General features: G+C 69.0%; 1 protein-coding gene. It reads right to left on the bottom strand.

Annotation, left to right across the window (positions count from 1 at the left end; all coding sequences use genetic code 11):
* Positions 1–242: hypothetical protein (locus FW760_RS26065; protein WP_446444127.1), on the bottom strand; the 242-nt coding region annotated here is incomplete at both ends.

Below are 242 nucleotides of genomic sequence, written 5' to 3' on the forward strand. Positions count from 1 at the left end.
CTGGCCAGCACCAGGTGCGGTTCGCTGAACTCGGGAAACTCGTTGGCGCTCTGGTTGGTCGGGCCGCTGCCGACGATGCCCTGGTGCTGCGCATGCAGGGCCTTGGCCACCTCGTCCTGGTCGCCCGCCTCCTGCGCCTGTACCTCGCGCGCCTGCTGGCCAAAGCCGTCCTGCTGCTCGCTGGCAGTGGCCAGGCGTTCGGCGGTCTCGGGCAGGTCCTTGTGGTGCTTGGCTTCGTGATG

Source organism: Pseudomonas sp. 1176_21 (genome assembly GCF_052850635.1).